Origin of the sequence: Mycobacterium lepromatosis (assembly GCF_000975265.2) — a bacterium.
GTDB lineage: Bacteria > Actinomycetota > Actinomycetes > Mycobacteriales > Mycobacteriaceae > Mycobacterium > Mycobacterium lepromatosis.
This window is the reverse complement of record NZ_CP083405.1, coordinates 2,562,258-2,587,902: the sequence shown is the minus strand read 5'-3', so window position 1 is coordinate 2,587,902 and position 25,645 is coordinate 2,562,258. Positions and strand designations below refer to the sequence as shown.

Below are 25,645 nucleotides of genomic sequence, written 5' to 3'. Positions count from 1 at the left end.
AGGATCGGATGCGCAACAACGACAAGGCCGTAATGGTTCGCGGGGTTCGCAAGACCTATGGCAAGGGCAAGGTTATCGCCCTGGATGATGTCAGTTTCGACGTGGATCGCGGTGAAGTGATCGGCCTGCTTGGTCCGAACGGTGCGGGCAAGACGACCATGGTGGACATCTTGTCGACGCTGACCCGGCCGGATCGCGGCTTGGCAACCGTAGCCGGCTACGACGTGGTTTCCGAACCGGCCGGGGTGCGTCGCTCGATCATGGTCACCGGACAGCAAGTCGCTGTCGATGACCAGCTTTCCGGTGAGCAGAACCTAATTTTGTTCGGTCGTCTGTATGGGCTGAGCAAATCTGTAGCGCGCGTACGGACGCAAGAACTGCTCGAGCAATTTGACCTCCTACACGCTGGGAAGCGGCGGGTGGGTACGTACTCGGGCGGGATGCGTCGACGGATAGATATTGCGTGCGGATTGGTGGTTCAACCCCAAGTGGCATTCTTAGATGAGCCCACAACCGGGCTGGATCCGCGGAGCCGGCAAGCTATTTGGGATCTAGTGGCCAGCTTCAAACAGATCGGTATTGCCACACTGCTGACCACGCAGTATCTCGAGGAGGCGGACGAACTCAGTGACCGGATCATCTTGATCGATCACGGTATGATCATCGCAGAAGGCACCGCGAGTGAGCTTAAGCACCGCGTCGGCGAGACTTTTTGTGAAATAGTACCGCGCGATCTGAAGGATCTGGGCACTGTCGTCGCCGCGCTCGGTTCGCTGTTGCCCGAACACAGCAGAGCGATGCTTACGCCTACATCAGACCGGATTACGATGCCGGCCCCGGATGGCACGCAGACGCTCATCGAAGCTGCGCGTCGGATCGATGAGGTGAGTGTTGAGCTGGCTGACATTGCGCTACGCCGGCCGTCGCTCGATGACGTATTCTTTTCGATGACAACGGATCCCAGCGAGTCGCTGAGCCATTTAGCGGCAGGGGCGATTCGATGAGCATGCCGGCATTAGCTCCGAGTTCGGCCTCAAAGTGGCCAAGCACAAGCATGGCAAAGCCACGTCGGTCGACGCTCCGGCAGTGGTGGGCGCTCACTACGCGCTATTACATGGACATGAGGTTGCTTGTGTTTGAGAAAATAATACAAATCGGCGCGCCAGTGGTATTCACGGTGGGCCTCTACCTACCGTTTGCCATACCGTGGAATCATTTTGTGGGTGGCCCCAGCTCAGGCATCGCCAGCAATCTAGGACAATACGTCACTCCGCTGATCGTGTTGCAGTCCATCGCATTCGCCGCGATCGGATCGTCCTTCCGGGCAGCAACCGATTCTCTGAGAGGCATAAGTCGACGGTTTCGTACTATGCCGATCGCTCCGGTGACGCCGGTGTTCGCCCGTGTGACAGATGCCGTGCAGCGATGCTGTTGGGGTATGGGGGTAGCGCTGATTTGCGGACACGTGATCGGATTCCAGTTCCATCGCGGTCCTCTCTATATCGTTGGATTTTGTGCATTGGCGCTCGCAATCGGGACCGTGCTTTCATTCGCCGCTGACCTGCTTGGCACCGCGATCAGGAATCCCGACGCGATGCTGCCGCTACTGACTTTGCCGATCTTGATCTTCGGACTGTTGTCGGTAGGTCTCATGCCAGTCAAGCTGTTTCCTCGTTGGATCCACCCTTTTGTTCTTAACCAACCAGTCTCCCAGTTTGTGGTGGCATTGCGCGCGCTGGCTGGAGAGACCACTAAGACAGTCATACCGGTGGCGTGGTCTGTTATGGCTCCGACGTTGGCCTGGCTGTTCAGTTTTTTGGTGGTCCTGGTGCCCACGTGCCTTGTCATTTTGTTTAGACGGACATGATCCCTATGACAAGTCAAAAAGTAGGGTTGGTACCCGCGAGCTCGCAGCACACGAACACCTCTGTTCAGGCGTTCGTTTCGCAGACTTTGTTGCAGACCAAGCGGTTACTCACTCGGTGGGCGCGCGATTATGTCACCATTATCGGTGCGCTCGTGTTGCCGATTCTTTTTCTGGTGGTGTTGAACATCGTGCTGGGTAATCTGGCTTACATCGTAACTTGCGACAGCGGGCTATACAGCTTCGTGCCACTAATCACCCTTGGCGCCGCGATCACTGGCTCAACATTCGTCGCTATAGACCTGGTACGCGAGCGCTCCATCGGTCTGCTTTCCCGACTATGGGTGTTGCCCATTCATCGGGCATCGGGCTTGCTTGCTCGAATCCTCGCAAACACAATTCGGACTTTCGTCACCACCCTTGTGATGTTGGTTACTGGGGTGGTACTCGGTTTCCGGTTTCGACAGGGTGTGATTGCGAGCCTTATGTGGGTTAGTATCCCGGTGATATTTGGTATTGCCATCGCCGTTATCGTCACCACCGTGGCGCTTTACACAGAGCAAACGTTTGTGGTTGAAGCGGTTGAGTTGGTGCAGGCAATCGCGGTCTTTTTGTCCACCGGTCTAGTACCGCTGAACCAGTATCCAGGATGGATTCAGCCCTTAGTCGCTCATCAACCGGTGAGTTACGCCATTGCGACGATGCGCGGATTATCGATGGGGGGTCCGGTCTTAGCTTCGATGGTTGCGATGCTGCTGTGGACCGCAGGCATTTGTGCCTTATGTGCGGTACCCCTGGCAGTCGGCTATCGACTGGCGTGTATGCATTGACGCAATATGTGGTGGCCCCGGGTGTGGTGACCAGTTGGGAGTCTTGAGGTGTTTGCCGGATCTGTGATCCGAAAGCTGTCGCACAGTGAGGAAGTTTTCGCGCAATACGAAGTTTTCACGTCTATGACAATCCAGCTGCGCGGTGTTCTCGAGGTCGATGCTCTGTCGGAGGCCTTCGACGCGCTCGTGCAGGCCCATCCAGTTTTGGCCAGTCATCTTGAGGCAAGTTGTGATGGCGGTTGGAACCTCGTTGCCGACGACCTGCTCCACCCTGGGATCTGTGTCGTTGATGCTACTAACGGGGTGCAGTCGGGTGGTAGTGAAATACAGTCCGAAACGCGGCTCGATCAGAGCGTTTCACTATTGAATCTGCGACTTACCCGTCGTGAGGGAGCGGGCGAGCTCGTACTCTATATTCATCACAGCATGGCCGATGGTCACCATGGGGCCGTTCTGGTCGATGAGCTGTTCTCCCGCTACACCGACGTGGTGACTACTGGTGACCCTGGACCGATAATCCCACAGGCCACACCACTGTCGATGGAGGCCGTCCTACAACAGCGGGGTATCAAGAAACACGGCCTTTCGGGAGCTGAGCGTTTTATGTCGGTTATGTATGCTTATGATCTTCCTGCCACTGGAACGCCGGCTGTCCTCGCGAAGCCTGGATTGCCCCAAGCCGTTCCGGTCACCAGACTCTGGTTCACCAAGCAGGAGACATCGGATCTCGCGGCGTTCGGTCGTGAACATCGGCTCAGTATCAACGCAGTGGTAGCGGCGGCCATTCTGCTGGCCGAGTGGCGACTCCGCGAAACCCCGCATGTCCCGATTCCCTACGTTTATCCCGTCGATTTGCGATATGTTCTTGCCCCTCCGGTAGCCCCGACCGAAAGTACCAACTTACTCGGGGCGGCGGGCTACCTCGCTGAGATCGGACCGGACACCGACATCGTTGATTTGGCAACCGATATCGTTGCCACACTTCGGGCTGACTTGGCCAACGGCGTGGTTCAGCAGTCGGGTCTGCACTTTGGTACGGCATTCGAAGGAACTCCGCCCGGTCTGCCCCCCCTTGTCTTCTGCACTGATGCCACTGCGTTCCCAACGATGCGCACACCGCCGGGTCTTACGATTGAAGACATTCAGGGCCGATTCTATTGTTCGATTAGTGTCCCGCTGGATCTCTACTCCTGTGGCGTCTACGAAGGACAACTGATCATCGAGCATCACGGACATATCGAGAAACCGGAAAAGGCTCTCGAGGTAATACGTTCCCTGCTGTGCGCTGTTCCCTCGGAGTACGGCTGGATTATGGAGTGATGTGTAGTGTCTACAGCTGTAGATAATGGTTTGCACCCGGGGTCGCCGGGGTCATTTCTGTGTGACGACCTGTTTTGGTCATTGGAAACCCTTTTTGCAGCTTCCTGGGCTTGAGCACTGCGATGCCTCCGACTGGCGTCTGAGTGGTTGCCGGAAACGGACCTCAACAGTCGCGATGCCGAGTGCTGGATTTATTTCGTCTGGCCTTGTCTTCCAATAGATTCGCAGCAGCGTTAACGCTTTCGTCAGGTTTGCTCATCCGATTCGCGACCTCGCGGGCTCGGGTAGCGTACTGCGGGGCAAGGATCGTGCGGAGGTCGGCGACCAGTGACCTTTGGGTGGTGACGGAGAATCGCCGGCCTGAACCGACTTTCAGTCGCTTGATCTGAGCTGCCCAGACCGGCTGTTCGATAAAAATCCAGAGGATCAGTGTTGGGACTCCGGCCCGCAGGGTTGCGGCCGTGGTTCCGGCGCCACCATGGTGCACGACTGCGCGGCAGGCGGGAAATACGGCCGCATGACTTACTGATGTCACTATTTTGACGTGATCAAACTTTGGCACCTGGGTTAAGTCCTTAGGTCTAACGGAAATTAACGCGCGTTCCCCTAACTCCGCACAGGCTGCGGCAATCATCGCGACCGTATCGGTTGGTGATACGATTGGCATGCTGCCGAAGCCGAAGTAGATTGGCGGTGTCCCGGAAGCTATCCACGACAAGACCTCATTGTCGGCGGCCGTCGGTAACTCTAGGGTTAGTGCACCAACGAAGGGCCTGCGGTCACCGTATTTTACCCATTCCGCGGCCAACCCAGGAAAGCAGAGCTCGTCATAGGCCTGAATCTCGAGCGCCCCTCGTTTCACGATCCGTCGCGTCGAGAGTGAGCTTGCTTTCGGCAGGCCTAGTTCACGGCGCTGAGCATCTTCGGGTTTTTTCGCTAAGAGCCAATGTGCTCTCCAGACCGCCGCGAGCATAGCGCGATTTAACGGCGATGGCAGGCTAGGAATGATTTGGCCGTTGACCCGCGCGGGAAAGAAATGCAGCACTCCAAATGGAATGCCGTAGTACTCAGCGACGTTGGCGACGATCCCCTGATAGACCACGCCCGTCATCACCAGGTCGGCTCCGTCTGCCAGTGACTTCAAGTCCGCCGCCATGTCCGTCCATGCCTGGCGGAGTTGTTGCAGAGCTTTGATCGGCGGCCGAATTTTCCACCATTGGCGCCATTGACTATAGGCATCGTGGGCCAGAAACTCTTGGGTATCCGGCCCGTAGGCGACCGCGGCCAGCCCGGCTGACGTGACGAAGCGAAGCAAATCAGGGGGGACACCAATGCGAACTTCATGGCCTCGGCGCTGCAATTCCACACCGAGCGCGGCGAACGGCTCGACATCACCGCGAGACCCGCTAGCAGCCAAAGTAAATTTCATTTATTTTCTCAGTGCTTTCACGTAATTCAGTGATTCGTGTGCGTTGTGGGTACCAATGGCACATTGCCACAGGCTAATCGGAGTATTAAATTTTTCAGCATCCACAGATGAGAGTGCGGCTATCAACGTCTATATGTTTTGTACTGCCAGGGGCACAGCTATTGTATCAGCTCATGTCAACGCCGTCGCTTTAGTGATCGAATTTTCCGCTCATAACTTGACTGGTTGAATTTAAATTATTTATGAACTCCTTAGTAAATCGACGACGGTCGTTGTACTGACCTGTGGCGAGGGAAGTTATTACGCGGTCATTAAATACTAATTTTTTCTGTAAAATCACTTGATAGGAAATATTCAGAATTTTATACTCACCTGCGTGGTACTTCAAAAATAAGTTGATCGCCCATGCGGGATTGGCTCGCGCGCGTGGGTAGCCGGGCCATAAAAAGTCATCGAAAATAAGTATCCCGCCCTTCTCTAACAGGCGCCAGGCGGTGATCCCATCTGCTAAAACGTCGTCACCAAAATGCGATCCATCCACATAAATCACATCAAATTTCTGTTCTTCTTCGAGTAGTTGAGGCAACACATGCAACGACGATCCCTTACGCTTGGTTAACCGCGCTGCGCAAGGAGTTAGATTGCTATCAAAACGGGCTTCGAGGCTTCGCAAATCCGATGGTGCATTGTGCTGGTGTTCATCGCTACCGGCCCATGTGTCCACGGCTGTCAAGTGCCCTTGGGTAAAATAGGTCAGTAAGAATAGGGTTGATCGGCCTTCCCATGCTCCGATTTCGAGGATCCGTACAGGTTTCTTACGATCGAAGACCCTTGAAAAGGTATCACTCCACACGACAATATTTCGATCGGTCATATCGAAGTATAGTTCTTTGAACTGTCCCTGAGCCGCTTGTTCTTCGAATTCGGCATGAATCTTAGCTAGGTGTTTTGCTGTACCGGATGGAACGCCATGCTTGACCAGAAAATAGCGCAATAATCCTGCAAATCCGTGCCATATAATGATAGGACGTACTATACCTGAATGGAATAAAAATACAAGCCCGAAACGGAACAAAAATACAAGACATCGAAGCATCCAATTAATTTTTGCTGCTAATATAGTCACATTTTCCTTAGATATTATTTTTGACACACCCAACGCGCCCATTTTTCGCCACCCAGACTGTGCACTCTAGATTCCATGTAATGTTTTAGCGAGGTTGCTTACTAGAACCCAAATCTTTAATGAGAGCGTAACACACCGGGTATCTCCGAGTGCGTTGGTACGTCAGCGTGCTGCCACGAATGCCCTGTTGTAATTAGGTCCTGTTGTAATTAGGTGGAGTCGATGCGTACAAGGAAGCAGGTCTATCACCTTGGCGGGCGCCTCGGTGGTGGTAGACTCGGCCAGCAGCGATGCGTTCGCGCAGTCATGTGATGTTCATCATGGCTTGCGAAAGGCACCTGGTTGCTAGTATTAGTGGCAGCGAAGGGTACAGTATTTACCCATTATGGATGAATCCCTATGAAGCGTCCGAATCTGATCATCGACGTTGGCATGCATAATGGACAAGACACCGCGTTCTATCTCGCCAAAGGTTTTGATGTTGTTGCTCTTGAGGCGAACCCCGTTCTTGTTGATGCCGCCCGTATTCGATTCGCGTCAGAGATCGAATCTGGACAGTTGCAAATCCTTCCGGAGGCTATAGCCGCGACAGAGGGCACCTTGCCACTAGCTATCTGTGACGAAGAGTCGCTTTGGACTTCGATGTCTCCTGCAATCATTGAGCGCAATAAGTCGATGGCGGGAGTGACATACCACTACATCGATGTGCCTGCGCGGACGTTCGTCAGTGTTCTTGAGGAAGTTGGGGTGCCCCATTACCTCAAGGTCGACATCGAGGGGCTGGACATGCTTTGTGTTCACGCTCTGAAGCAAGCCGACAATCTACCGGACTTCATCTCTATTGAATCGAGCGTGAGTTCCCCCGCGGGTGCATTTGACGCAGCGTTTGAAGAGCTTGCGGTGCTTTGGGAGCTCGGGTACCGCCGTTTCGCCTACGTCGATCAGCGTAAACACTCGAGGTATAAGCCACCTAATCCGGCCAGAGAAGGTTGCTTCGCTAGCGTTGACTTTACCGAGCACTGCAGCGGGTTATTCGGTGAAGAATTGCCCGTTAGATGGGAGATGATAGACAAGGCCGTGCGGAGGGCACAGGTCCTGCAGCGTCGCTACAATGTTAGGGGCTTCGGTGGTAAAGGGATGCGATCATTGCAACGATTCCTCCCGATGCCCAGCCATCGCACGGTGTCGAATTTCACTAAGCGCCCGTTCGGGCGGCGCTTAGTCACTTGGACGATGGAGGTCGTCTTGTCCGGATGGTACGACCTGCACGCCCGGCTGGATTGAGCTAGGCTGACCAGTTGTCGACCGCAACGTGCTGTTGATGCGCTGAACCTGTTCCGAACGGATTCTCAGAGCGGAGAAGTGAACTTACTTCTTGTCAAATAGCGAAATGATTCTGTGCTAAGAACTTTGCCCCATCGCTGCCGAAGGCATTGTGGTGGTTTAAGTCAGTTAGCTGGCTTGGTGCGCAAGGTGGTCTAGGCCTCGGTTAGCGAAATCCTTTAGTGCCTCGTGCGACGCACTGGCCAGTTGGGTGACCTCTCCATGAACAAAGTGTCGGTTCTCCGGGATGCGCGGCCTTCGTGAGTGCCTAATCGCTGGGACCGCAGCAGCAGCTGTTTGACGACCTAGTCAGGCACATCGTTGAAGATCAGATTGTCCAGTGCGTCTTAAGTGTGCTGCAGACGGCGAGCCAATACCCATCGACAGATGTTCATTGACTTCGCGATCAAGGCAGGTGGAAACTCGCGGTCCATCCAGTCCGTATGCACTTTCGTGATTGCAGCCGCGGTCGAGTCATGTGGCCTGGGGTCTAAACCGCAATCTCGTCGAACGCTTTGGCTGGTCCCAGGAGGGCCATTAGGTCTTCATGTCTGTCTGGAGAGCTAAGGCTAATGGTAATTTAGTCCGATTTGATGATGTAGAGCTGCTCGCCAGGCTCCCCTTTCTGCGAACACCGTCCAGCCTGGTTAGAAGGAAAACCGGGTGTGATTGTGTGTTTACCGCAGCCCGAATATGCGGTTGCACGGACTCAAAAAGTGTGGTAGTCGCCGAATTCATGTCTATAACAACAAAAGGTGCTTATAAGTTGTTTTCACATCTTAGCCGAGTAATTTCTCGGTTTTCACAGTGGTTGGTATTATGCGCCTGTCCTTGTAGGAGATCCCCTGGACGATTCCGCCCCGGCCCTCTCCCGCGGTGTTTAGGAGTACACTAAGCTCTTGCGAGCTTCGTTTTCCACGGTCTAGGCAGTCCGCACGGCATGTATCACGACACTGCTTTATGTAGCTTGACCTGCTCTGCTGCACCGTCCAAGGCTGGGGCAGCAGCAACGTAAGCGGCCGGAACGGCCAGCGTCTCAAATTCTTTGTGCTTTGAGCAGATCACGCAAGACGTTCGAGGCCAGGCGCGGATCGATGTTCTGCCCAGAACCTGCTTTGTGCAATTGTCAGTGACATGCTCTTCGGGTCCACGGCGTACGAGGGTGCTGTTCGACGAGTGGGTACGATTTTAGGTATACCGCGCTTGGTTAGCCGCGGTGCGATTCATGGTCCGAAATGGCAACAGTTGTCTTATCAGGCCAAGAAGCAGGGCTGACGCTGCTGCGCAGTAAGGATGCACACGCCCTGGCAACGAAGTTCGTTTTCAACATTCCGGATGGTTAAGTCTTGAGCATCCATCACGCAGCGTTTTGGCAGTTCTACGGTTACCGCCACGACCAGCCCAGAGAAGTAACGGGTTATCGGCCGCTGGTTGCTCAGCTCGACTTGATCGCCGCCGCGAAAGCATATGGACCTAAACCATTCCGTTTTGGGCTCATACGGTGCATACGCGGGGTTCGACCGAACCGACTTAGACAGCATCGGCGAGACTGGTGGCATCACGGGTAAGTTCGTTGGTTCATTTTGGTCGCTAATTCGCCTTCTCCCCAGTGCCAGCCTATTCCCGTCGGGGGACCAATGCCTATTCCCGTCGGGGGGACCAATGTAGGGGCAGTCACTGTCGTCTGTAGCATGTACCGATGAAGCGCGTCGCCTTGGCAAGCCTGGTTGGTCCCGTGATCGAGTTTTACAGTTTCCATTTCTCTAATGGCACCGCAGTAGTTCTGGTGTTCCCAGCGTGTTCTTTGTCGACTTAGCGCCAGCAATGGCGACAATCGCGTCGTTAGCAACGTTTGCTGCCGTGTTCTTCTCCCGACCGCTGTGAGCCGCGATTTTTTGGTGCACTTCGGTGATCGTCTTGGTAGGGAAGCAACTTTGGTCGCAACGTTGTTGATCATGGGTCTGTTCACCGTGGCGGTGGGGTGTTCTCCCCGGTGTGGCTACTATCGGCGTGGCCGACGTCATTGATCTTGCTCACGCTGCGGCTGCTGCAGGGAATAGCGTTCGGTGGCGAATAGGCTGGATTGGCATTGGTTAGTTGCCGAACACGCGCCAGGCGACCAATGCGGAAACTATTACACCATGAAATGGCCATCCCACTCAGAGTTGGTGTGGGCCTTGTGCTTGCCAACCTGGCTATACTGGACGTCGACTTCACTCTACGGAAAGACCAGCCCCACGCTTATAAGCTGGGGTTGGCGAATGTTGTTTCTGCTCAGTGCTATAATAGAAATTATCGTTCTTTACGTGCACATTAACATCGCCGAACTCCGGCTTTCGCGTTCCATAAGTTGGATGAGCAGGCAGATATCACCGCCCTCGCGCCTTCATAGCCGAATTTTTCCGGATCCAGATTCGACAGGTCGTTTTCACAGCCGGTTACGTGATCAGGCTATTCACGCTGAGCTTCTTGGCCGGGGACTTATCTGATGAACTACGTGCGCAACGAACTTGGTCATCTGAGAGACTCGATCCTGTGTGGTGGTGTGCTGGACTGGTTTGTTGATGTTCGCGTTTGTGGTGCCGGCGGCAATCTGGTCGGACCGTTTCGGTCGACGACGTATCATGCTGTACGGCTTTGTTGTTGGCTTGTCCTAGGCGTTTGTAGTGATGCCATTGATGGATACTGGTGACTCCGTCCTGTTGGGTGTTGCTGTCGCTGTGACGTATGCCATCGTGGGTGTGCTGCATGGGCAGTTGGCTTCGTGTATCCTTATTTAGCGCGGATGAAATTATTTGTGATGCGGTGTCGCCGATAATTGCCGGCTTACCAGCGGCACGTGTTGAGGGATGTGTCGTCGGGTTGATGATGGTCTTCCTTCTACTCACCAGCCTCGGTAGTACGTTCTTTTCCGGAACCAAGGGAAAACACGCCGATGGATAGCAAAATACTTGTGGTCGTAGTCATGTCTGCCACCCGCCTAGTGAGTGATAACTTATGATGCGCGCATGGTGGGCTGCTGTGGTGGCCGGTGACGGTTTCGCGGGCCAGCCTAGGCTGATCCCTAAGCATGGCGCGCCGGATATCTTAATCTTTCCATTTCACTCACCAATTGTGTTTAGCAGAAAAGTTTTCCGGTCACTCCTGGTTGGCATGGGACTACGTTGTGTCAAAGCGAAGCAGCAGGACACTGTAGATTTTCAGCATCAGGTCACCGGGGCATCATGGGAGTGACGACCTCGACAACGAGCATTGCGGTGAGAAACTGAACCTTCGTGTCGAGTAGATGGCTGCTGTATTCGCTGGCTCGGTGCTCCTTGAGCCCGATTGCGATGTGGATACGTGATTGTACACCTAGTGGCGGTCAGGGTTATAGGTGACGGTTTCACCACCGAACGCTTCCATGTTGGTCAAGTACCCCCTGCTCCACACTGGGGCGTCCGGGTTCTTCTGTTTGTTGCAGATGCCTACGAGATCGATTTGGCTGAATCTGGCAATTAATGTAGGTCTGGCGGACATTTACGTTTGGGAAGAATTTGGGTCAACACTGCGTGGGAGTCTTCGCTGTGATCGCATACCACATCGAAGGTCCTTTCCAAAGTGAGTTCCGAGTTACGCACGTGCTGGTTGCTTGGAGTCGGAAAAGCTTGGTCAAGAATATTTTTCAGAATCCTCTTCTCCTCTTGTGTCGGTGAAAGCGGCCCGGATGGTGGTGGGGCCTGCATTCGTGGCAAGTAGTGCATGCATTGGTAAGTGCTATTTTTGGAGTGGTTGAGAAATCCGGCGTCAATCAAACTACAGTTGCGCAGATCCTTTTTGGCATTGGCAAACTCGTATGTGTGAGCCAGGATCGAGCCAACGCCGACGCGGGAGGTAGGCACGACCGGCATCGATGGCCAGTGTCGCCAGTATCGGGACAACCTGCGTAGGAGGAACATGCCCAGTTCCGAATGCGGCTATGGTAAGTCCGTAGCAATTAGCGCAGGCATTGATCGGGGTGTCGTCGTCCAGCGTGATGGTCACAATGCTGATCCGAGGGGCGCCGAAATGCGTAGCAAGCACCACGAAACGCGCGGGGTGGACCGCTAATAAGTACAGGTTTGCCTTCGATGACCAATCTGTTTTCGGCGGTTCGAATGCAACGTTGCTAGGTGGGTGTGGTCCTTGTGTACCCGGGCTGCGGCATGGATTTTGTCGGCCATTACGATCAGGTAGTCGCGAACTGACCGCCGTGAAAACGTTCGCGGGTCCACCGTAGCTGGTTAGGTTGGGGCTTCGCATCGTTCTCGTGAACATGACGGGTTGTCGTGTCTGTTGAATGAGGCCGAGAAGATATGCGGCTTCTTCGACTGTGTCGGTGCCCTGGAGTACCACCACGCCATCGATGTCGAAGAAGTGCTCTTGGATTGTAACGGCTAACGCGTCTATGTCACCGTTGGTAAGACAAGCTCCTAGAACCTGGCGGACATCCTCCTAGAGACTTGCTGGGTGACGTTCCCATCGGGGCGAACCGCAGATGCGCTGAAGGTAGACTTAATCTGGCGGCTGTTGCTGTGGGCGGGGTGTTATTGGGTACGAGCGCGCCGTACTGGTGGCAGATGCGCGGTACCGAAGCTGGGCATTCCGACGAACTACGCATCGACTGGGATCTGAATCCCGACAACGACTTCGAACACGCGCCCGGTCGATGTCGATGTGCTTCGACTAGTGCTTGGCTTAGCTTGGTCTTGCCGGTTACCCTGAGACGTCCGGGTCGCCGGATCCACGTGTTCTTATGAATCGCCAATAACTAAGACTTCATCTACGTGCGCCGGGTGGTTATAGCGCTGTTCCGCGAGGTAGGGCGCCGCGCGCCATACGCGGTAACCACGGAGTGGTATAAGGAAAAATGGGGATCGCGGGTCTTTGTGGACTTCAACCAGAACGCCCGCGACCGCACCATGGTGTCGCCGTATTCGATGCGACGCACCCAGGTCGCGACCGTGTCGATCCCGCTGACCTGGAATGAGTTGGCCGTAGCCGACCCGGATGACTACACCATGGCGACTGTGCCCGATCTGGTGCATGGCCGGGACGACCCGTGGGCCGGCATAGAGATGTTGACCAGTCGATTGCCCCGCTGTTGAAGTATGGCCGCGGCCGACGTAGAGCGCGGACTGAGCCTGCCATATCCGCCGAACCATCCGAAGATGTCAGGTGAGCCCAAACGGGTACAACTAAGCTGGATAATTAATCGAAACTCGGAGACCAAACGAACTTGATGTTGTAGAAATCTGCGTAGGAAGTCGGCGGGTTTACGTGTTTTTGCTGATGCTCTGTGCCCTGTGGTGGCCGCAGGCTGGCTGGCATGAGCGAGATAGATGCATGGCTCGACACCGCCGAGATACTGGCCAGCCGCGGGCGTAGCCGCGTAATTGCGCTGACTGACCATGAACAGCGTCAATGTGCGCCGTTTGGCTCGTTGCCCTGGGAAAATCCGAACACTCTGGGACCGGGCTTGACGGAGGGGCGGATGACGACGGCGTTGGTCTGCGTGGCGTGCGGCGCAGAATTGCGGTCGACCGCGAAGTTTTGCGATGAGTGCGGCTCACCGGTTGTCGCGGCCGAAACACCCGCAGAGTATAAGCAGGTAACGGTTTTGTTCGCCGACGTGGTGGGCTCGATGGATATCGCAGCAACGGTAGGTTTGGAGCGGCTGCGCGAAATCATGACCGAGCTGGTCAGCCGCGCCGCGGGAGTGGTGGCGCGTTATGGCGGCACGGTGGACAAGTTCACCGGCGACGGCATCATGGCTATCTTTGGTGCGCCGACGGCGTTGGAAGATCATGCGTTGCGTGCGTGTTTAGCTGCGCTTGGTGTCCAAGAAAAAGCTAGGCGGCTGGCGGCTGAGGTTGGTGATCGTGACGGTGTTAATCTTCAGCTGCGGGTGGGCCTGAATTCCGGTCAGGTTATTGTTGGTGAAATTGGTTCTGGCGCTTTGGGTTACACTGCTGTTGGCGTGCAGGTGGGGATGGCTCAGCGGATGGAGTCGGTTGCGCCGCCGGGTGTGGTGATGCTAAGTGAGTCCACCGCACGGCTGGTGGAGCAGACCGCAGTGTTGGGTGCACCGCAAACGGTGCGCATCAAGGGCGCCGAGGATGCGGTGCCAGCGCGGCGGCTGCTACGCGTAGCCGAGCCACGCCAGCCGACATGGTTCTCGGAGTCGACGTTGGTCGGTCGTGAGTGGGAATTGGCCACGCTGGCAGCGATGCTCGATCGATCGATCGGTGGACAGGGTTCGGTGGTTGGACTGGTTGGTCCTGCTGGCATAGGGAAGACACGACTCGTCGCCAAAGCCGTGCAGCTCGCGAAAGGTCTTGAGGTCGAGGTATTTTCCATTTTCTGTGAATCGCACGCCACCAATGTCGCGTTTGATGTGGTGGCCCAGCTAATGCGTGTCGTGGCGCAGATCAGCGGTCTTGATGACCGTAGTGCGCGGGCCCGTGTGCGGGCGCAGATTCCCGACGCCGATACGCAGGATCTTTTGCTACTTGATGACTTGTTGGGCATCGCCGATCCCGAGGTGGAGCTGCCCAGGATCGACTCGGATGCGCGGCGGCGGCGGTTGACTGCGCTGATCAACGTCGCCCAGTTGGCCTTGAGCCGACCGGCGGTCTTTGTGGTGGAGGATGTTCACTGGATTGACGAGGTCAGTGACTCCATGCTGGCCGACTTTTTGGCGGTGATACCTCAAACCCGGTCGATGGCACTGGTCACATATCGCCCCGAGTACCACGGGGCCTTGCGTCATGTTGTTGGAGCACAGACCATTGCTGTGGCACCCCTAAGCAATACTGAGACCTCAACGCTGGTTGCTGAGCTGTTAGGTCCCGATCAATCCGTTACCCAGATCGGCGAACTTATCGCCGAGCGTGCGGCAGGTAACCCCCTCTTTGCCCAGGAGATCACTCGAGAGCTTGCCGAACGTGGTGTTCTTATAGGTGAGCGTGGCCGCTACGCTTGTAGCACCGATGTGGCCGAAGTCCGGGTGCCAGCCACTCTGCAGGTGACTATCGCTGCCCGCATCGACCGCCTAAGTCCGCCGGCCAAACAGTTGCTTGTCGCCGCGGCCGTCATCGGGTTTCGCTTCGGTGCTGATCTGCTGGCCAGCCTGGGGATCGATCCTAGCGTCGATGAGCTGATTGATGCCAACCTCGTCGATCAGGTGCGCTTCACCGCGCCCGTCGAGTATGCATTTCGGCATCCGCTGATCCGTACCGTAGCCTACGAATCACAACTGAAATCCGATCGGGCCCGGCTGCACCGGCGGCTGGCCGCTGCGATCGAAGCGCGTGCCCCACACTCGGTCGATCAGCACGCGGTGCTGATTGCTGAACATTTGGAGGCCGCCGGTGATTTGCACGCCGCTTACAGCTGGCATATGCGCGCCGCAGTATGGGCCACTAATCGGGATGTCCGCGCGGCGCGATTGAGTTGGGAACACGCCACAAAGATCGCCGACGCACTACCTGCCGAAGACCCGCACCGAGCCGCGATGTGCATTGCTCCTCGAACCAAGTTGTGTGGGATCGCTTGGCGAGGACGTACCAATGCTGGCTCCGGTTTTGATGAAGTGCGTCAGCTGTGCAACGCCACCGGGGACAAGGCCCCGCTGGCCATCGCCACGGCGGGGTCGGCTACCGACCACGCGTATCAGGCCTGGTTGCGCTAGGCGTCGTAGTTGACTTTTGAAGCCATGGCACTCATTGAGTCGCTCAAGGATCCGATCCTGACTGTGGGGCTATATTATCGCAACCATTTATGCAAAGGGTGAGTTCGCCGAGTCGCCTGACTGGCTGTGGTGGTAAACTACAGTGACGGGTGTGGTCTATGATGATATCATGAAGGGCAATGTGTTCATCGGGTGCCTTTTAGTGCTTACCCTTGACCATGCTTGCCGAGGCGCGTTGCGTTCTGGGTTGTCCTGGGTGTCTACGACGACTTACGGCAGGGGGGCTGGGGCATGGTCCGCAACGCAGATACGTTGTCCCACGTCTACGGCGTAGGGATACCGGACGGGGTGCTGGTCTTCGATGATCAGGCGTTGCGTGAGGTTGAAGATGCCCTACAGAACGCTGAGCGATGCAGCGATGATCTCACGTGGACCCCTGACTCGGATACTGTTACGCATTGCACTATTGCGTCGCCCAACTGATGCCGACCGTAACCGCGGAACGAAGTTCTGAACTGAGAGCGAGGACATACTTGTGCACCAGGGTTACAGCCCGGTCGGGTTACCTGTGGTGGTCGGTATGTACATTGGCGTAGGAGCGCAGGGGCAATACTAATGTCACCAACCCGCGTTCGTCTTTCAGCGCTATACCAGCGCCATAATTTGTCGCACCTTTTCCGCGCCCGCGATCCGTCCCGCCTCGCGCGGCGTGGTTGCTCTGGAAGTACTCCACAAAGCCGACGCCTACTGGATTGGGTGTGATACTCTACGCAATAGCGTCGGTCTGCGTCAGCGCTGCTAGCGCTGCTTGTCGTCGATATCGCTCTGTTGATCATGCATGGTGCACACGCAGACAGCAGAGTGTCGTTGGGGTTGGGCACAGTTGGCGGTCTGTTGTTTTTGCTGCTGGAAGTTGGACCTTGGGTTGGCACTGGTGGTCACGCTTACCGCAATTAGTGGGCCCCTCCAACCGCCAGCGTGTTACGGGCCCATTATCCAGCATGCCTACGTCGACGTGTCATGCGCCCCATGGGCGCGTACAGCAACGGTAGCTCCAGCACACAGGAGAGGACGTCGGCGAGCTGACCTCGCCGGTGCACAACGTTCTGTCGTGTTAGCGGATCCACGCTGGCGCAGCGGAACTTCTTCGGCAGCTCCTCGATCAGCTGCTCTCCAAAAGCGCTACGAGCGCTACGCACGGTGGCCCATGGTGCGTTTCCTGTGCAACAGGCATCCTGCTCGGCAGGATTGCCGTAGCTTTTGCGCACGCAGGCATTCGTATATGTACGTATACACAGCGGCATCTAATCTGCTAGCCCAGCGACGACTGCTCCATGCTGGTGCCAGCGAACCGGTGTCGACCATGATCTTGGCCGCCTCCAAGCTTCTCAAGCATGATTAGGTGGGCGCACGCCCCGCGCTGCCACTGGTCAAGGACGAGATCGACCAAGGCCGGACGGTAAGTGGGTGCAGGTCGTCGATGTAGCCGTTGCGGCGGACCACGTGCACTAACCGTGGCGTGATCAGTTGCTTCCACGTGTGGCCAGTGCTCTTGGTTGGTGGGAAGTCCGGCCAGCATCAGATCAGCACCCTCTGCTGTTGCCGGCAGCGGTTGTACAGGCGGGACTGGGTTACCCCGCAACCAAGCACTACGCGATCGGCGATGCGCAAACGGAAGCCCCGCTACTCTGGGTCATCGGCTGTTGCCTGCAATACCGCCCGATCCGCGGTCTGCTTGGTGCGTTCCAGCCCGTCGCGGTCGACGCGGCTAAGAGTTACTCTACCTTTGACCGGGTCGGCAATGCAGCGCAAAGTTCGGTGTCCATCATCACTTCTGGCGTGTTGGTTTAGGCGCTGATGGTCGGGATTACGGTCTCGGGCGTTGTCCGGAAGGCTGCTCGCGGAGTCTGGTTCTGCCGTTGGGCGGCACTTACGCCAGTGCTCTAAGTACGCGGACGTCGGCGATTTTGTCGAGTTCGGCGTTGGTCAATCGGGCGAGAACGAGTCGCGCACGGCTCGAACCGACGTCTAGCACGGCGCACCGATCAACAACTCGCGCTCGCCGACCACCGCGCCGTGGCCCCCAGCTTTGTGACCACGCCGAGCACCTGGAGGCGTCCGTTCTGCACCACGTAAAGCGCATTAGACGCATCGCCCGCGCAGCCCTTCAGCTCCACCTGCTCGCTGTGGTCTCGCAGTTGTGCCAGAGGTGATCATAAAGTCTAGTTCGGAAAACACCGACGGAGCCCCAGCACGTCGGCGTGGTGGTAAGCCGGCTGCGCCGGTTACGGCCGGTATGGACACCATTGACTGTTGCCCGGGCTTTGATTGCGGGGGATCGACTGGCAGTGTGGGCTGAGGCTTAACCACCTCCGCGCGGGGGAGGGCGGACGCGACCTGGCGCCACTGCCCCTACGACAACCGCGACAAAACAGATTGCAGCCATCGGCCCATGCGCGGCGCAATGCCTCGTCGGTAAAGTCGCAGGCTGGTGTCCTGATTGGCACCATAAGTTAGCGCGACATCAAGAACGGTGCGGATGGTGCCGATCACGACCGAAACGGTAGCATAGTTGCCTTCTGCGGCCAGCCCGGCCAGGTAGGCGCTGCTCAGCAGTGGGAACGTGGCGCCCACCCGATTAACTGCAATATCTGTCCGGGCAACTATTCACCGAGGAAGTCGGACTTGGACCCGACACGCTCTAGGTAACAGGCCAGCCCGGCAGCCCAAAACAGCACACTGGCAGTGATGATCAGGCGATACCCATGTCGGTCGGCGGCGCGGCTCAGTACGCCGCGCAACCGCGGTAGTGAGAATACGGCGAGGGCCACGGCAAGCCCGGAAGCAGCAACGAGGTATGCCCAGACGTAGTTTTTAGGAACAGCATGTGTGTCAGCAGGTAGGCGTAGAACCCGACGCAGCCGATGGTGGTGAGTACACTGCCGGCCGCTAACGACCGCATGCGCAATAACGCGGGGTTAATCAGTGGTGTCGGGTGGGGTATCGCGAGCGCATCACAATTCGACCATTACTAGCGTTGCTGCCACCAAAACCCCGATCATCGGTACGGGTCGACCCAACATTCCAATATCTCAAGTCCTTACCCTTGATCAGCCCCAGGGTTAGCAGGCTCAGCGCGATGCCCAGCAGTGGCGCGCCATGCAAATTGGGCACCCGGCGCCATCCAACGGCCCGGCTCTTTACCAGCATGTGTTGACCAGGCCAGCACGTTAGCAACGCCCAGCGGAAGATTCACCAGGAACACCCACCAACTACTGCAACGCCTCCATTAGGGCACCGCTCACCGGCGGATCGAGGCCCGCGGCAAATGGCTCCCACCACGTCCCCCATGTTTATCTCATGCGCGCGCCGATTATCGTCGAAGGCCTCGACGACTAGCTTGAGTGATGCCGGTGCCAGAACTGCTGCACCAATACCTTGCCGCACCTGAAATGCAATCAGCTTCCTAACAGTGCACAGGCCAGAGGTGACCGTGAAGAACACCACGCCGAATATGCGCAACCGCCAGTGTCCCAGTTAGGTCAACGAGCTTACTCGCGGCCACCAAGAATGCAGCGAAGACGATGTTGTAGGCATTGAACACCCATGACAGGCTGTTGATTCTATTGCAGGAAATACTACTGAATGTCGGGAAACGCGACATTGACGATGGTGGGGTTTAGACAACGCGAGGAAGGCGCCGAAGCCATTATCAAGTAGCACCATCTTGGGTGAGGGACTGTGACGGCATCGACGACGTGAAGTTCCTAGGGCGATGTCGTGGTCTGCCAGCTTCCGCCTGGTTCCGGGTCAACAACCGGCGTATGATATAAGAGAAGCAGAGTGTTGGTGTGCACGGTCTTTACGGTACAGATGGCCGCCGACATTATTTTGAGGAAATTTTATCGGGCCAGGTGGTGGTGAAGAGAAAACCGCTGGCCGAATGGATGTACGCGGTGGCAGTGCTGCTGGTTCATGCAGTGTGACGAGGGACACTCTGCCTAAAGCGACCAACACAAAGTCGTTTCACTTTAATTATTGACTTGCGGGCAACCAAAGACAACCACCGCGGTGTCGTCCTGTCAATATGGAGTGCGTGACTACCGCAATTGTGGTGACCGACGCTAGTGCTCCTGGCGATCGGTATTGTGATTAATCGGCTTCTTCGGTTCAGGAACTGGCTCAAGCATTCGCCCCCTCGTGAGGAATACACTCACCCTCCTGAGCAGAACCTATAACGTTTAGTTACCTCGAAGTCTGGTTAGTTGGCCAATATGTCGCCCAACGACCCTACCTGCTCGAGCGCTACAGCAACGACATGAATTACTTTGTGGGGAAAAGAAATTGCAAGTTACAAGTGATTTGCGACGTAGTCCGCAGCTTGGTCTACCATGCTGTCTACGTACGCTAGAGTGCGTGAGCGATGGGGCCGCCGCCCTCACCGCAAATCGCATCGCCTACAGCGCACAACTTGAGGGTCTTGGGCTGATACAGCAAGCCGATGGCGATCGGCGGCGCGCCGTACTGCTGCAGGAAATAATCTGACGGTGTTCCAAAAAGCATCACTGCGGCGCGGCAGATATTCCTGGTGGGGATGGCGGCCGAAATGGCATATCCAGCCACGGCTGCGCCTTGTGCATATACACTCAGCATCTTCCTGGTTTTGGGGCAATTCGCTGCCATATACTCAGCATGAGAGCTCACGTCGCGGATCCCGTCGATGACCGTGATGGAGGAATCCTGTTCCTTAAGTCGCCTCTGGCGAGGCATTTTACCGTAGGCTTCAATTGATAATTGATCTGGACCCAGCTTCACTGTACACTGAGTTCATGAAAGGTCTTACTTAGGCTGCCGCCAATGCCAGGCAGTTCGTCGGTTTGCTGAGTGAACACCAAATCGATGTCGGGCCAAGGGTCGGCAGTCGCTGTTGGCGCAGGCAAGCTCAGCGGCACTCAAGTTGCTATAACCGCTGCGACGCCCACGGTTACCGTAATCTCACGGTGACCATTTGGCTCTTATCCAAATTGATAACGTCCACATATCTCTAACCACGTCGGTTCGTGGCCTTATCCCGATTAAATCCGCTATTGTTATGTTAATTGCGTTATTTACTGGGCGGCGTGACTGAGTTTGGCAGATTTAGCTCGCTTCAGCTGGACACCCGGCTGGTAATCGTCAAACTAGATCCAAGTTGCGGGTAGTAGTTACTGATAACGCCATCCTCGGGATGGCATCGGTTCGGGGACATGCCGTTCCCGCGGTGGCTCGGCTGAGGAGGCGGGTCCGCGCAGCGCAATGACATCGGCGGCGTCTCCTAGTCACCGGCGATGGCTTACTGCGCAGTGTGTCCGGTGTTGCAGACCCACATTTCGCAAACGTCATCAAGTTGTTCGCGCAACTGTTTTCAGGGCAGTGGCTTGGTGGCGGAGTCCTACGGTAGTTTACATTTATAATCGGGCCCGTCGTAGACGTCTGGGAGGGGTAATCACCGCGATCGCTATCGGCACGGAGATCTGGACTGGCCGACACTGGCGCGATGGTTTTTCGTTGACCAAGAGTGTCTCGTCGACGGTGGTTCATCGGCTAGCCGACCGCGGATCAGTTGTCCTATGACGTCCAGGTTTGCGACGACTGGCTAGCGTGCGTGGTCCACGGTAAGGCTGACATCACGGTTCGCGGTGTGCTGGGGCATCGATCCGGGTTGCCGCATCTCAGCGGCGTAATCAGGACGGAGGTGATGGAACATCTCTGTATGGAGCAGCGCTTCGCCGCTGCGGCGGTCTATCACTGCAGGGGGTTAAAATGTAGTAAGCAGCTGATTTTAGGGATGATTGCGGCCTGGTTTGGCACCAGTGGCGACCGGCAAAGACATGCGCCAGCTAATCCGCGAGGAGGTTGTACACCTGTTTTCGGCAACGACGGCGTGCATATTGGTCGCCCTCCTGCCGGCTCGCCGACCCGGCCGGCGCAGACTCTGATGTCTTAACTGAACCTGCGCAGTCCGGTGTTTAACTGCATCACACCGAAAAGAGGCTGTTCTGCCGTTTTCGAGTGCCTTGGGCGCGGGGTGTACTTCTCTGGCGTCATATCGCCGATTCCGGGCTTACTCAAAGGCTTTGGTCACATCGGGCTAGGTGGACCCCTCGAATGGGCGGATCCTGAACCCCACAGTTCGTTCGGTTACAACACAACCGGTTTGTGACACCAAGGCTTTTCGACATGGAGTTATTCGCGGGTTTGGTTGGTCCGCTGCGTAAGGCAATCGAGGCCGCCCACCATCAAGACTCGCGCGAAGTGCCGCCGCTTGGTTCGACCTAAAAGCTCGCTCGGCGGCGAGCAGCCGGCTTTGCCCACGGCAAGCGTCAGGGGATGCGTAGGCCGTGGGGGTTGTGGGCTAGCTGTTTGACACTACCCCGCGTAGGAAGCGCCAGTGGCAGATTGGTGTATGTAACGATGTCCGGTGCTGCGGCAACGTCGGTCGGGATCGCGTTGATGGTGGATATTACCGTCATGACATGCGCGAGCATTATCAAAGTCGGCGATGGTCTCAGCCTGGACCCGGAGGTACGGCGGCGGCAGAAAGCCGACCGTGATCGTTACAGTCGGCTGCCCGCCGTACTGAATGACCCGACCTTCTTGGTCGGGTCATTCAGTACGGCTTGAATGCGTATCCTTTGCGCTACCGGACGTTGAACTCCACCATAGCTTTGCCGCCAATTATTCCCTGCCAGGTTGCATAGACACCGGCCAGGCATCCTGCGGCAATCTTACAGGATCCTAGCCCGAGATCGGTTGTGGTTTGCGCATACTCGGCCACGCAATGCATCTCGTCGAGCTGGCCGCCGAGCGCGTCGGTCACCAGCCGTACGGCTTCGCCGAACATGGTTATGCCCTGAGCAGTAATTGAGGTTAGCTTCGGGCGGGTTGATCGGCTGGCGGAATCCCACGGGCGTCGTGGCAGCTGGTGAGTCATAGAAAGCGGTGTCCGCGGCCTTGTTTACGGTGACTTTGTCAACCAGATTGCATACCGTCGCCAACACATTAAGCCCGGTAATGAAAGACGCCGTCGTCACTATGTTGGTCCTGGTGGTTACGGATGCGGACTAACTTGTAGACGTCGATCTACTTCGGGTGGTAACAGCATGCGGTCCGGTTTGAGGGCGAATAGCGCGTCGACATCGTCGGCGGTGGTCATCACCCAGCGGCGGCATACTGATTAGTTCGCCCGCGTTTCAGCCAGCTTTCTTTAGGCGACCAGGCATAACTCCCGACCAGGTCCAGCGCGGGGTTGATAACGATCGATTTCGGCGAGCTTTGCCGACGTTGCCGTTGCTCCCATGCATGACGCGATATCTTTTTGGCACCTATACCTATTCAGTATAGGGGATTAGGTGGGTCGACTGAGGCCACGTTTGCCGCGGGAGTGTGACAAATCAGTCGCACGTGAGGGAGTCGATTTTTTTGGGTGGGCTCGTGGATCTGTCGTGCCACCTTGCGTTACGACGGTCACCGAAGCCGCGTTCAAGCCCAGTAGATCGCTGCCTCGACGCGGGCGCTTCGTTTCAGCCGGCTTAGTGATGTTGGGTGACGGGAGCCAGATGGAGGGAGGCATCGGATGGCGAGTGAAATGGCTGGACAATCCTGAGGGACATGATTTTTGGCGGCAGACGATTGCCTTGGTGTGCTTGTGGACATGCACTCTCGCAGAGAGTTGACGGAGCTAGTTATAGGCCGGAACTTTTGTGAGCAAGAAGGCCAAAGACATTCTTTGGGCAGCCAAGCTGCGCAGGCCACCTGTTGACAATCCTCACGTAGTTTTGGATCTAGCCAAAATCAGAAAAAGTGAGCTGCTGTCGCTCATCTTGCTGATCCATGGCAACTGCATGACGAGCGTTCTGCTTCTAGATCGCCGACGGCTACTATTCGGGTGTGCGTGAGCTATCACAACGACGAGAACACCGATATTCCGGTCATGCTCGCCTACCATGAGGAGCATTGGCTCCGGGTCGGCAGCCGGGAATTGGGCTAGCCAGGGGCAGTGCTGGAAGATGTTATTGATTGAGATCCAAGCCGTGGGAGTGGTGCGGGTACTTAGCTTTTTCGTGGGGGCGCGTTAATGCCCTCGATGTTGAGCTGCTGGACGAGCTGACTGAGGCCATCCGCGAGTTGCAATGTTCTGGCGGCCGGGTATTCGACGTAGTCGTCTATATTGGCTCGATGTTCTGGGCTAGAGGTGGGCTAAACCGCGTACTGCGGAGCGGGGTTGGCTACATCGATCTGCTGCTGCCGGCCCTGTCCAACGTGTTTGAGGCTATGTTTTGCTGTCCTGGGCCCGACCATGACCGCAATCAATGGTGTGCCGCTATCGCGGGCGGGTGTGTACTGGCCTGCGTGTGCAGCTGTCGCCTGCTGAGCCCCGATGCGCAGATCGGGCGTGCCGAGGTGCGCGTCGGAGTGGTTGTTTTCTCCGGGTCGCCTTTGATGTTGTGTTTTATGCTTGCGGGGACGGTGCTGCTCGGCGGCCGTATCTATCGGCGGGCTAGAAGTTGTTTGGGGTCGGACTTGCCCACCACACTGTAATCGAAGAGCTCGCCTAGGTGTCCGTTGCTAAGGTGTCAGACCTTGACGATATTTCAGTCGATGTCTATCGGCATACGAAAGTTCAGCTGTGCGCTCCTACGTTGGCTACGTTAGACCGGATTCGCGAGGCTGGCCGGTATCGAGCACGAGACTCGTCAACTGTGGGACCCACACGTGTTAGAGCATAGTCGACTCCGTTGAATACCTGCGGCGCTGTGATTGACTGCTAAGTTGGGTCGTTAATTCTCGACCGCGATCACGTTGCGTGCATGCCTACGCTGATGTGACACTTTGCCGGTCGGGCGGCGGTTGTGCAGTCCGCACCGAAGTTCGTCGGTCTCTTCGGTCTTGTCGACTGGGAGCTCGTCAGATTCTTTTTTCTGTGCCCCCGATTCGGGTACTGGCTGCGGGTTCTCCGTGGTGACTTCTTCGGTCTGCGCTGACGTTTCGGCCTTGTTACGCTCGCCAGTATCGACTTCTTCATCCTCAGCCTTGTCGTCCTTGCGACCCTTCCGACGGCGACTGCGTCGTTGGTTGGCTTTCTTCGGTGGTTTGATCGATTTCGGCGATGGCGACGGCAGCGCGGCGACGAAGGACAAATAGAAAGCGACGAAGCCGATTACCACGCTGGCTGCAGCGGCTCCATAAATCCCGAACAACCACTGTACAGCGGTATCGTGTCTGAGCCAGATCTCGCCGATTGCGGTGCTCACGATTAGTACCCCGGCCAGCACGTGGGCCACGATCGACCACCTCCTGATGGACAGTGCCAGCTGCGGGATGCCGAGCTCGTTTGTGTGGGTACGCAGCAGCGTGAAAACCACTGGCAGTGCGGCCAGGCCGAACAGCACGCCTGTCACGATGCGTAACGTCGTTCCCAACGTGTGCGTGGTCTCGCCTATCAGCTCCGGCCAGCGGGGCAGCACGAAATATACGTAGAGGACGCCAGCGCCAATCGAAAATGACGCGTGCCATAGTGTGGCGACCTTGCGTCCCATACCCCTCCTCGTGCGGGTGACTTCAAGCCGCCCCAAAGGTGACGAACCCGACTCCAGAATGGTATCGAACATGGTCGTGTCTGGTGAAACAACGACCGAGTGCGGAGGATGCGGGATTTGAACCCGCGAGGGCTGTTAACCCAACCCGCGTTCCAGGCGAGCGCCATAGGCCACTAGGCGAATCCTCCGTGGCTATGGTAGCCGCTGGGCCGGGTCGAGTGTGTTGCGGCCGCCACCCGCTCCAACCAAAGCTAATACACTGACGATCAGCTGCACCCGGCTGCGCCACACTTGCGATCGCCATGGTATTAGACTCTCAATGGACCTCGCGCGGCGTCTATCCTGTGAACTCCCCTAGGGCCGGAAGGCAGCAAGGGTCAATGGGCTCTGTCGGGTGCGCGGGGTCCCCCCTCGGGGGGCGTCGTAACCAGCTCTTATGGCTCAGGTTCTGCCCAAGACTTGCG

At 56.6% G+C, this 25,645-nt stretch carries 17 protein-coding genes, 1 tRNA gene, 1 other RNA gene and 5 pseudogenes; 12 read left to right on the top strand and 12 right to left on the bottom strand.

The features are described 5' to 3' along the window. The first annotated feature begins 8 nt into the window (after nucleotides 1–8). Genes MLPF_RS12440 through MLPF_RS12425 form a run of 4 tightly spaced genes read left to right on the top strand, consistent with a single transcriptional unit; the run spans nucleotide 9 to nucleotide 4,014 of the window. Complete coding sequence (locus MLPF_RS12440) at nucleotides 9–1,004, top strand: ATP-binding cassette domain-containing protein (protein ID WP_045843774.1); 996 nt, start codon at nucleotides 9–11, stop codon at nucleotides 1,002–1,004. Further along, a complete protein-coding gene (locus MLPF_RS12435; RefSeq protein ID WP_045843759.1) occupies nucleotides 1,001–1,867 on the top strand; it encodes an ABC-2 transporter permease in 867 nt (288 codons plus the stop codon). The genes MLPF_RS12440 and MLPF_RS12435 overlap by 4 nt, the downstream gene beginning before the upstream one ends. Next, nucleotides 1,864–2,694, top strand: coding sequence for an ABC transporter permease (locus tag MLPF_RS12430; protein WP_045843758.1), 831 nt, complete (start codon nucleotides 1,864–1,866; stop codon nucleotides 2,692–2,694). Before MLPF_RS12435 ends, MLPF_RS12430 begins: the two co-directional genes overlap by 4 nt. 48 nt (nucleotides 2,695–2,742) lie before the next feature. Beyond that, nucleotides 2,743–4,014 (top strand): phthiocerol/phthiodiolone dimycocerosyl transferase, encoded by a 1,272-nt coding sequence (locus tag MLPF_RS12425; protein ID WP_045843757.1) that lies wholly within the window; start codon nucleotides 2,743–2,745, stop codon nucleotides 4,012–4,014. Between the two features lie 163 nt (nucleotides 4,015–4,177). Here MLPF_RS12425 and MLPF_RS12420 read toward each other — a convergent pair whose 3' ends face one another. Both MLPF_RS12420 and MLPF_RS12415 read right to left on the bottom strand, forming a co-directional pair. Continuing rightward, on the bottom strand, nucleotides 4,178–5,443 hold the full coding sequence (locus MLPF_RS12420) for a glycosyltransferase (protein WP_045843756.1): 1,266 nt from the start codon (nucleotides 5,441–5,443) through the stop codon (nucleotides 4,178–4,180). Between the two features lie 190 nt (nucleotides 5,444–5,633). Further along, nucleotides 5,634–6,611, bottom strand: coding sequence for a class I SAM-dependent methyltransferase (locus MLPF_RS12415; protein ID WP_045843755.1), 978 nt, complete (start codon nucleotides 6,609–6,611; stop codon nucleotides 5,634–5,636). A 357-nt stretch (nucleotides 6,612–6,968) separates the two neighbouring features. Between MLPF_RS12415 and MLPF_RS12410 the strand changes: the two genes are divergently transcribed. Next, nucleotides 6,969–7,853 (top strand): FkbM family methyltransferase, encoded by an 885-nt coding sequence (locus MLPF_RS12410; protein ID WP_045843754.1) that lies wholly within the window; start codon nucleotides 6,969–6,971, stop codon nucleotides 7,851–7,853. A gap of 1,385 nt (nucleotides 7,854–9,238) precedes the next feature. Here the strand turns inward: MLPF_RS12410 and ligC are convergent. Both ligC and MLPF_RS17915 read right to left on the bottom strand, forming a co-directional pair. Further along, nucleotides 9,239–9,451, bottom strand: a pseudogene (ligC, locus tag MLPF_RS12405) (ATP-dependent DNA ligase); the annotation flags it as partial. A gap of 2,236 nt (nucleotides 9,452–11,687) precedes the next feature. Next, nucleotides 11,688–12,347 (bottom strand): annotated as a pseudogene (locus MLPF_RS17915) (asparaginase domain-containing protein); the annotation flags it as partial. An 18-nt stretch (nucleotides 12,348–12,365) separates the two neighbouring features. Here MLPF_RS17915 and ligD point away from each other — a divergent pair. The 3 genes and pseudogenes from ligD to MLPF_RS12385 all read left to right on the top strand — a co-directional run. Then, nucleotides 12,366–13,153: pseudogene (gene ligD, locus MLPF_RS16520) on the top strand (non-homologous end-joining DNA ligase LigD); the annotation flags it as partial. 251 nt (nucleotides 13,154–13,404) lie between these two features. Then, nucleotides 13,405–15,588 (top strand): annotated as a pseudogene (locus tag MLPF_RS12390) (AAA family ATPase); the annotation flags it as partial. A 237-nt stretch (nucleotides 15,589–15,825) separates the two neighbouring features. Beyond that, on the top strand, nucleotides 15,826–16,086 hold the full coding sequence (locus tag MLPF_RS12385; protein ID WP_045843751.1) for a hypothetical protein: 261 nt from the start codon (nucleotides 15,826–15,828) through the stop codon (nucleotides 16,084–16,086). Between the two features lie 829 nt (nucleotides 16,087–16,915). On the opposite strand, the gene MLPF_RS12380 is transcribed toward MLPF_RS12385, so the two are convergent. Continuing rightward, nucleotides 16,916–17,182, bottom strand: coding sequence for a hypothetical protein (locus MLPF_RS12380; protein ID WP_236685197.1), 267 nt, complete (start codon nucleotides 17,180–17,182; stop codon nucleotides 16,916–16,918). A 20-nt stretch (nucleotides 17,183–17,202) separates the two neighbouring features. On the opposite strand from MLPF_RS12380, the gene MLPF_RS12375 reads away from it, so the two are divergent. Next, complete coding sequence (locus tag MLPF_RS12375; protein ID WP_236685196.1) at nucleotides 17,203–17,454, top strand: hypothetical protein; 252 nt, start codon at nucleotides 17,203–17,205, stop codon at nucleotides 17,452–17,454. Nucleotides 17,455–18,015: 561 nt separating this feature from the next. Here MLPF_RS12375 and MLPF_RS12370 read toward each other — a convergent pair. From MLPF_RS12370 to MLPF_RS12360, 3 genes are all read right to left on the bottom strand, one after another. Next, on the bottom strand, nucleotides 18,016–18,237 hold the full coding sequence (locus MLPF_RS12370) for a hypothetical protein (protein ID WP_236685195.1): 222 nt from the start codon (nucleotides 18,235–18,237) through the stop codon (nucleotides 18,016–18,018). 29 nt (nucleotides 18,238–18,266) lie between these two features. Then, nucleotides 18,267–18,434, bottom strand: a complete 168-nt coding sequence (locus MLPF_RS12365) for a hypothetical protein (protein ID WP_236685194.1) — start codon at nucleotides 18,432–18,434, stop codon at nucleotides 18,267–18,269. Nucleotides 18,435–18,585: 151 nt separating this feature from the next. After that, a complete protein-coding gene (locus tag MLPF_RS12360; RefSeq protein WP_237817208.1) occupies nucleotides 18,586–18,777 on the bottom strand; it encodes a hypothetical protein in 192 nt (63 codons plus the stop codon). A gap of 677 nt (nucleotides 18,778–19,454) precedes the next feature. Here MLPF_RS12360 and MLPF_RS15920 point away from each other — a divergent pair. After that, nucleotides 19,455–19,589, top strand: coding sequence for a hypothetical protein (locus tag MLPF_RS15920; protein WP_282435817.1), 135 nt, complete (start codon nucleotides 19,455–19,457; stop codon nucleotides 19,587–19,589). A 421-nt stretch (nucleotides 19,590–20,010) separates the two neighbouring features. Here the strand turns inward: MLPF_RS15920 and MLPF_RS12355 are convergent, their stop codons facing one another. Together MLPF_RS12355 and MLPF_RS12350 are read right to left on the bottom strand one after the other, a co-directional pair. Further along, complete coding sequence (locus MLPF_RS12355) at nucleotides 20,011–20,373, bottom strand: cutinase family protein (protein WP_193386775.1); 363 nt, start codon at nucleotides 20,371–20,373, stop codon at nucleotides 20,011–20,013. A gap of 1,592 nt (nucleotides 20,374–21,965) precedes the next feature. Then, nucleotides 21,966–22,967: pseudogene (locus MLPF_RS12350) on the bottom strand (dihydrodipicolinate reductase). Nucleotides 22,968–23,661: 694 nt separating this feature from the next. Here MLPF_RS12350 and MLPF_RS12345 point away from each other — a divergent pair. Beyond that, the gene (locus tag MLPF_RS12345) at nucleotides 23,662–24,183 is read left to right on the top strand and encodes an enoyl-CoA hydratase/isomerase family protein (protein WP_050039325.1); all 522 of its coding nucleotides are present in this window, start codon (nucleotides 23,662–23,664) and stop codon (nucleotides 24,181–24,183) included. Nucleotides 24,184–24,422: 239 nt separating this feature from the next. Here the strand turns inward: MLPF_RS12345 and lucA are convergent, their stop codons facing one another. Beyond that, the gene (lucA, locus tag MLPF_RS12340; protein ID WP_045843750.1) at nucleotides 24,423–25,181 is read right to left on the bottom strand and encodes a lipid uptake coordinator LucA; all 759 of its coding nucleotides are present in this window, start codon (nucleotides 25,179–25,181) and stop codon (nucleotides 24,423–24,425) included. Between the two features lie 102 nt (nucleotides 25,182–25,283). After that, nucleotides 25,284–25,369: transfer RNA gene (locus tag MLPF_RS12335), tRNA-Ser, on the bottom strand. Between the two features lie 130 nt (nucleotides 25,370–25,499). Here MLPF_RS12335 and ffs point away from each other — a divergent pair. Next, nucleotides 25,500–25,594, top strand: an RNA gene (ffs, locus tag MLPF_RS12330) — signal recognition particle sRNA small type. The last annotated feature ends 51 nt before the right edge of the window (nucleotides 25,595–25,645 follow it).